We start from the raw sequence: 7501 nt of genomic DNA on the forward strand, positions 1-7501 counted from the left end.
TCTTCTGCGACGCCGAGGTCGGCCGCGCCGCCCTGCTGCACGAGAGTCTCACGCACAGCGGTCAGCGCGTCGCGGGTGGCACTGCCCATCAGGCCTGCGCCCCCGCCTTGCCCTCGCTCGCCTCGAGCTCGGCCAGGAAGCGGTCGACGATGCCCGCCGCCTTCGCGTCGTCCTTCAGCGTTTCGCCGATGACGCCGGAAGCCAGGTCGATCGCGAGCGTGCCGACCTCGCTGCGCAGCTGGGTCGCGGCCTGCTTGCGCTCGGCCTCGATCTGCGCCTGGGCGGCCTGGGTGACGCGGGCGGCTTCGATGGCCGCCTGCTCCTTCTGCTCGGCGACGATCCGCTTGCCCTCTTCGCGGGCCTGCTCCTTGATGGAGGCCGCCTCGCTGCGGGCATCCGCCAGCTGCGCCGTGTACTGCTCGAGCAGCGCCTCGGCCTTGTTCTGAGCCTCATCGGCCTTGGCGATGTTGCCCTCGATGGCCGCGGCGCGGTCGTCGAGCAGCTTCGTGAAGCTCGGGATGAACTTCCACACGAAGAACACGACCACGACGACGAAGCACAGCGCCGCCCAGATGAGGTCGGACCACTCGGGGATGAGCGGGTTCGTGCTTGCCTCTGCCGCAGCTACGACTGCGTGAACCATCACGCCTCCTTATTGCTCGGTGCGGGCAGGACTAGTTGGTGAAGATGAAGTACGTCGCGATACCGATGAACGCGAGCGCCTCGGTGAACGCGATACCGATCCACATCAGCACCTGCAGGCGCGAGGCGAGCTCGGGCTGGCGGGCGACACCCTCGATCGTCTTGCCGACGACGATGCCCACGCCGATGGCCGGGCCGATGGCCGCGAGGCCGTAACCGACGGTGGCGATGTTGCCGGAGATAGCAGCGATGTCCACTGTGTGTGTTTTCCTTCCGTGATCAGGACGGCGGATGCCGGCCCGGTTAGTGCTCGTCCGCCACTGCCAACTGGATGTAGACAGTGGTGAGGATTGCGAAGACGTATGCCTGCAGCAGCGCGACCAGCACCTCGAAGAGCTGGAACGCGAAGCCGAAGGCGAGGGTGCCGAGGCCGAAGGCCTTGAACGCGACCGGACCCTCGATGAAGAAGAAGGTCGTCGCGGTGAAGAACAGCACGAGCAGCAGGTGGCCGACGATCATGTTCATCAGCAGTCGCAGCGTCAGCGTGACGGGGCGCACGATGAAGGTCGAGATGAACTCGATCGGGGTCACGATGATGTACAGCGGCCACGGCACGCCGGCGGGGAAGAGCGAGTTCTTGAAGAAGTGGCCCGTTCCCTTGCGGACACCGGCGTAGATGAACGCCACGTAGGAGACCGCGGCGAGCAGCAGCGGCACGCCGATCACGGAGGAGCCTGCGATGTTCATGAACGGGATGACGCCCGTGATGTTCATGAACAGCACGAAGAAGAAGATCGCGGCGATCAGCGGGAAGAACCGCCGGCCGTCCTTCTTGCCGAGCAGGTCTTCGACGACGCCGACGCGGATGAAGTCGAGCCCCATCTCGACGACCGACTGGAAGCGCGTGGGCACGAGCTTCATCGATCGCGTGCCGACCCAGAAGAGGACGATGAGCACGATCGTGGCGACGACGCGGATCAGCATCACGCGGTTCATCTCGAACACCGTGCCAGCGAAGAGCACCGGACCGGGGAAGAACTCGTCGATGGAAGGGCCGTGGAACTGACCGTCGTTGGTCGAGGCGGAAACCAACAGGTTCACAGCGTTACTGAACAGCGCTATCTCCTGATTCAGGCACCGAGCGCCCGATGAAAGGCGACGATGGAGTTATACAGCCGAGCCCTGCGCGGTGTGCGCCGCGGAGCAGGCAAGAGGATCGGATTCACTCTACAAGACATTCGGCACGCCTTCGAATCAATCGGCTGTCAAACGGCGCGGATGTCTCGCACTTTCCCTCGCGTGCCCCTATTCTTTCTCGCCCGATCCGGACGCGTCTCGCGGGCCGGGCTCGACCGCGAGAGGAATCCGGCTGCGCATCACGACGACGACGTCGACGACCAGCGACCCGATCACGCCCGCGATGATCGAGAGGAAGAGGACGTACGGGTTCACCCACGGCTGGTGGCGCAGCAGGACGGCGATCACGAGGAAGACGATGAACTTGAGGATCCAGCCGCCGAGCACGATCGCGAAGAAGATGCCGGCGAACAGCTCGCCGCCCGCGTAGCGATTGGCGTACAGGATGCTGGCCGCCGTGATGCCGAGGAAGACGAGGCCCATCGCCGCGCCGATCAGCGCGCTGCCGACGCCCACTCCCCCGGCGACGAGCGCGCCGATCACGACGGCGATCACCGCAATGCCGGCGACGATGATCGCATCCCACTTGAGGGCGGTGCGCATCACGCGGTTGACCGCGAGCTGAGGGCGCGGTGTGGTCATGAGGCCTCCTTGCGGGCGCGGTCGGGGTCGTCGGGGCGGGGAGCCGGCATCAGCACGGGGCTGCTGGGCGGGGCATCCGTCAGGCTCGCCTCTGGGTCGATGCCGTGCGCCTCGGCCGCCATGACGGTGCGGCGGCGGCCGAGCGGCGCCAGCGTGACCACCGTGCACACGACCAGGCCGACGATGACGAAGGCGATCGCCACCCACACGGGCACGACGGGCGAGAACGAGAACAGCAGCATGCCGATCGAGATGACCGCCGTCCACGCATAGAAGATCAGCACGGCGTGGAAGTGCGAGTGCCCCATGTCGAGCAGGCGGTGGTGCAGGTGCTTGCGGTCGGCCGCCATCGGCGAGCGCCCCGCGTTCACGCGCCGCACGACCGCGAGGCCGAAGTCGAGGAACGGCACGATGAGCACCGCGAGCGGCAGCACGATCGGCAGGAACGCCGACAGCAGGTGCGCGCGGCCGACGACGTGCTGCAGCGTCGACGGGTCGAACTGGCCCGTCACGGCGACGGCGCTCGCAGACATCAGCAGGCCGATCAGCAGCGCGCCCGCATCGCCCATGAACATGCGCGCGGGGTGCCAGTTGAGCGGCAGGAACCCGACGCAGGCGCCGATCAGGATGGCGGTGATGACGGAGGCCAGCGAGAAGTAGTTCATCGGGCTCGTGCGCACCGTGATGGAGTACGTGTACACGAGGAACACGCAGTTGGCGATGAGCGCGACGCCGACGACGAGCCCGTCGAGCCCGTCGATGAAGTTGATGGCGTTCATCGTGAGCACGATCACGATGACGGTGATGATGACGCTCGTCAGCGGCGACCAGACGGTGAGGCCGCCGATCGGCAGGGACAGGATCTGCACCCCCGACCACGCCACGAGGCCGGCGGCCACCATCTGGCCCGCGAGCTTCGTCATCCAGTCGAGGTCGACGAGGTCATCGACGACGCCGATCACGACGATCAGCAGGCTGCCGCCGAGGATGCCGAGCACGGGCTTCGGGTCGTTGAAGACGATCTGCAGCAGGGGGAACCGCCCCGCGAACAGCCAGGCCGCGCCGAAGGCGATCAGCACGCCGAGGAACATCGCCACCCCGCCGAGCCGCGGCGTCGGGCGCGTGTGCACGTCGCGCTCGCGGATCGCCGGGTGCAGCTTGAAGCGCAGCGCGAAGCGGTAGACCGCCCACGACAGCCCGAAGGTCACGAGCGCGGTGAACAGACCGAGCAGCGCGAGGAGGGTCATGAGGCGTCAGGCCTCCGGGTCGGAGCCCGCCGCGGCCTCTGCGTCGTCGGCGGACGCGGCGAGCTGCTCGGGCGTCTCGAGCTTGTCGCCGATCACTGAGCGCAGCTGGTCGGCCGAGACGACGCCCTGGCGCAGGATGCGCACGCCGCGCCCGTCGGCGAGACCGGTGACGTCGACGATGGTCGACGACTCGCTCGCCCCGGTCTCGGTGACGCCGTCGTAGGCGGCACCCGCGAGGCCCGCGTCGAGGTACACCGCGATCGCGTCGCCGAGCATCTCTTCCGCGGCGGCGGCGGTCTTGGCGGCCGGCAGGCCGGTCTTGTTCGCGCTCGACACCGCGAGCGGGCCCGTCTCGCCGAGCAGCTCGAGGGTGAGCTTGTGGTCGGGCATGCGCAGGGCGACCGTGCCGTGCGTCTCGCCGAGATCCCAGATGAGCGAGGGCTGCGCGTTGAAGACGATCGTGAGACCGCCGGGCCAGAATGCCTCGGCGAGCTGTCGCGCCTCGTCAGGCACCGACGCGGCGAGCGCGTCGAGGGTCTTGAGGTCGGGGATCAGCACCGGCGGCGGCGACTGGCGCCCGCGGCCCTTGGCATCGAGCAGCCGCTGCACCGCGGCCGCGTTGAAGGCGTCGGCTGCGACCCCGTAGACCGTGTCGGTGGGGATCACGGCGAGCTCACCGCGGCCGAGCGCCTGGCGGGCGAGGCGCGTGCCGGTGAGCAGCTCGTCGGGGTCGGAGCAGTCGTAGATCGAGGGCATGACAGCCGAAGTCTATCTGCGGCCGGCTGGCGACCGGCTCTGCGTCCCCGCGTCCGGCAGAACTCGTTGGGGGGGTCAGGGCCGCAGGGCCGTCGTCGCGCGATCTCGGCCGGTGAGGTCGGGGTGCGTGGATGCCGCGCGCCAGCCGTCGGCCTCGAGCAAGCTCCTGATCGCCTCGCCCTGCAGCTCGCCGTGCTCGATCACGAGCAGGGCGCCGGGGTGCGCGAGCCGCAGCGCCGTGCGCGACAGGGCCCGCACGAGATCGAGACCGTCGGGGCCGCCGTAGAGCGCCATGGCCGGGTCGAAGAGTCGCACCTCGGGGTCACGCGGAATCGCGTCCGTCGGCACGTACGGCGGGTTCGAGATCACGACGTCGACGCGGCCGTCGAGCTCGGCGAGCAGCGCCGGGTCTGCCAGGTCGCCGTCGACGAGCGTCGCGTTGGCGGCACCGGATGCCGCGAAGTTGCGCCGGGTCCACGGCAGCGCCTCCGGCGATTTCTCGACGCCGAGCACCCGCGCGTGCGGCACCTCGACGGCGAGCGACAGGGCGATCGCCCCGCTGCCGGTGCCGAGGTCGACGGCGATCGGGTCGGGCGAGGCCGCCTGCCGCAGCGCGTCGATGGCGAACTGCGCGACGTGCTCGGTCTCGGGGCGCGGCACGAAGACGCCGGGGCCGACCGCGAGCTCGAGCGACCGGAAGGCGGCCGAGCCCGTGATGTGCTGCAGGGGCTCGCGCGCGGCGCGTCGGGCGGCGAGTTCGCGCACCCGACTCGCGACGGGTTCCTCGGCCGGGGCATCCGCCAGCGCCATCGCCTGCACCCGCCCGCGCGACGCGTCCGTCACAAATCCGATCAGCAGGGCCGCGTCGATGCCCGGCGTGGGCACGCCTGCGGCGGAAAGCTGCTGGGTGACCTCATCGAGCAGGCCGCGGATCGTAACGCGCGTCGTGTTCATAACCCTCGCAACAATAGGCTTCCGCTATGGCCGAGATTCTTTCTGACATCACCAAGGCGGTGGGCGGAACGCCCCTCGTCACGCTGAACCGCGTCACCGACGACGCAGCCGCCACCGTGCTCGCGAAGCTCGAGTTCTTCAACCCCGCCTCCAGCGTCAAGGACCGCATCGCCGTCGCGATCGTCGACGCCGCCGAGGCCGACGGCGCCCTCACCGAGGGCGGCACGATCGTCGAGGCGACGAGCGGCAACACCGGCATCGGGCTCGCGATGGTCGGCGCCGCCCGCGGCTACAAGACGATCCTCGTCATGCCCGACACGATGAGCGTCGAGCGCCGCCTGATCCTGCGCGCGTTCGGCGCCGAGGTCGTGCTGACCCCGGGCGCCGAGGGCATCAAGGCGTCGATCGCCAAGGTGCAGGAGATCGTCGCGTCGACCGAAGGGGCGATCTGGGCGCGCCAGTTCGAGAACCAGGCGAACCCCACGATCCACTACAACACGACCGGCCCCGAGATCTGGGACGCGACCGGCGGCAACGTCGACATCTTCGTCGCCGGCATCGGCACGGGCGGCACGATCACCGGCGCGGGGCGCTTCCTTAAAGAGCAGAACCCCGACATCCGCATCGTCGCGGTCGAGCCGGCCGAGACCGAGGTGCTGCGCGGCGGCGCCCACGGGCCGCACAAGATCCAGGGCATCGGCGCGGGCTTCGTGCCAGAGGTGCTCGACACCGACGTCTACGACGAGGTCTTCCCCGTTCCGAGCGACGACGCCATCGCGACCGCGCGCCGGCTCGCCGCGGAAGAGGGCGTGTTCGCCGGCATCTCCTCGGGTGCCGCGGTGTTCGCCGCCGTGCAGCTCGCGAAGCGCCCCGAGAACGCCGGCAAGACGATCGTCGCCGTGGTGCCCGACACCGGCGAGCGCTACTTCTCGACCGCGCTGTACAAGCACCTCGCCGAGGCCGACGCCTAAGTGCCCGCGCACCCCCTGCGCGCACTGCGCGAGGACATCGCCGCGGTGAAGCGCCGCGACCCGGCCGCCCGATCGGCGGTCGAGATCGTCCTCGCGTATTCCGGCATGCATGCCGTCTGGGCGTACCGCATCGCACACCGGTGGTGGCGCTCCCCCGGGCTCAGCGTGGCCGCGCGACTGCTCTCGCAGCTCGCGCGGTCGCTGACCGGGGTCGAGATCCACCCGGGTGCGACGATCGGCCGCCGGCTCGTGATCGACCACGGCATGGGCGTCGTCATCGGCGAGACGGCCGTCGTCGGCGACGACGTGCTGATCTACCACGGCGTCACCCTGGGCGGGAATCGCCGAGGCAGCAGCAGCAAGCGCCACCCGACGATCGGCGACGACGTCGTGCTGGGCGCCGGTGCGAAGCTCATCGGCGACATCTCCGTCGGCTCGCACAGCCAGGTCGGCGCGAACGCGGTGGTCACGCACGACTTCCCCGAGCATTCTGTGCTCACGGGCGTTCCGGCGATCAACCGCAACGCGCGCGTCTGACGCCGCGCCGAGCGCGGTTGCGCTGCTCGGATCCGCTTCGCGCTGCTCGGATCCAAGGCGCGCCGAGAGGATCCGAGCAGCGCAACCGGGTGCCGGCGGCGCGGGTAGCGCACGACGGACGGCGCGCCCCGCGCGCGGCGATGTGACAAAACCTGTTTAGTTACCTACCGTCGAGGCTCGTGCATGTGCTCAGACGCGACGGCGGGCCAGAGACCACCTACAACGCGCGCCCGGGCATCGGCTCGGTCTCGCCGTCGGCCTTCCGCGTTCACGCGCCCGCCGGCGACGGCGTGGTCGAGTTCGAGGTGCCGGCGGATGCCGCGGGCCGCACCGTCTCGTCGGAAGACGAGCTGCGCTACGACTGGTTCCCCGCGGCGGGCGGCACACTCGAGACCCGGTGGGACGCGACCGCGTTCGCGCTCGACGTCGAGTTCGACGACGGCACCCGGCTCAGCGACACCGCCGCTCGCGATCAGCACGGCAACGTCGTCACGCCCGATGCCCAGGCAGCGGCGAAGACCCTGTACGTCGACCAGTGGAACCGCCGCACCGTCTCGTTGGCCAGGCGCCGAGGGGCAGGCATCCGCCGCATCATCGCCCAGCTGCGCCGGTCGT

9 protein-coding genes and 1 pseudogene are annotated in these 7501 nt (G+C 69.7%); 3 read left to right on the forward strand and 7 right to left on the reverse strand.

Going from position 1 to position 7501, the window contains the following annotated elements; translation table 11 throughout:
* Positions 1-88: 88 nt before the first annotated feature.
* The 7 genes from ACM2XV_RS10435 to prmC form a co-directional block, all read right to left on the reverse strand.
* Entirely contained in the window at positions 89-643 is a 555-nt protein-coding gene (locus ACM2XV_RS10435; protein WP_344773251.1) for a F0F1 ATP synthase subunit B, read from the reverse strand.
* A gap of 31 nt (positions 644-674) precedes the next feature.
* Positions 675-899: an ATP synthase F0 subunit C gene (gene atpE / locus ACM2XV_RS10440; protein WP_344756880.1), complete on the reverse strand. Its 225-nt coding sequence runs from the start codon at positions 897-899 to the stop codon at positions 675-677.
* Positions 900-945: 46 nt separating this feature from the next.
* The gene (gene atpB, locus ACM2XV_RS10445; RefSeq protein WP_344773253.1) at positions 946-1743 is read right to left on the reverse strand and encodes a F0F1 ATP synthase subunit A; all 798 of its coding nucleotides are present in this window, start codon (positions 1741-1743) and stop codon (positions 946-948) included.
* A 204-nt stretch (positions 1744-1947) separates the two neighbouring features.
* Positions 1948-2421 carry a Cg1360 family ATP-synthase-associated protein gene (locus ACM2XV_RS10450; protein ID WP_344773255.1) on the reverse strand — a complete coding sequence of 158 codons (474 nt, stop codon included), beginning with the start codon at positions 2419-2421 and terminating at the stop codon, positions 1948-1950.
* Positions 2418-3668 carry an MraY family glycosyltransferase gene (locus ACM2XV_RS10455; protein WP_344773257.1) on the reverse strand — a complete coding sequence of 417 codons (1251 nt, stop codon included), beginning with the start codon at positions 3666-3668 and terminating at the stop codon, positions 2418-2420. The genes ACM2XV_RS10450 and ACM2XV_RS10455 overlap by 4 nt, the downstream gene beginning before the upstream one ends.
* A gap of 6 nt (positions 3669-3674) precedes the next feature.
* Positions 3675-4424, reverse strand: a complete 750-nt coding sequence (locus tag ACM2XV_RS10460) for an L-threonylcarbamoyladenylate synthase (RefSeq protein WP_487026883.1) — start codon at positions 4422-4424, stop codon at positions 3675-3677.
* 75 nt (positions 4425-4499) lie between these two features.
* Positions 4500-5378, reverse strand: coding sequence for a peptide chain release factor N(5)-glutamine methyltransferase (gene prmC / locus ACM2XV_RS10465; RefSeq protein WP_487026884.1), 879 nt, complete (start codon positions 5376-5378; stop codon positions 4500-4502).
* Positions 5379-5404: 26 nt separating this feature from the next.
* Here prmC and cysK point away from each other — a divergent pair, with 26 nt between their 5' ends.
* The 3 genes and pseudogenes from cysK to ACM2XV_RS10480 form a co-directional block, all read left to right on the forward strand.
* Positions 5405-6349, forward strand: a complete 945-nt coding sequence (cysK, locus tag ACM2XV_RS10470; protein ID WP_487026885.1) for a cysteine synthase A — start codon at positions 5405-5407, stop codon at positions 6347-6349.
* Entirely contained in the window at positions 6350-6886 is a 537-nt protein-coding gene (gene cysE / locus ACM2XV_RS10475; RefSeq protein WP_344773265.1) for a serine O-acetyltransferase, read from the forward strand.
* A 185-nt stretch (positions 6887-7071) separates the two neighbouring features.
* Positions 7072-7501 (forward strand): annotated as a pseudogene (locus ACM2XV_RS10480) (hypothetical protein); the annotation flags it as partial.

The organism is Gryllotalpicola sp. CP2-P1, assembly GCF_057512245.1.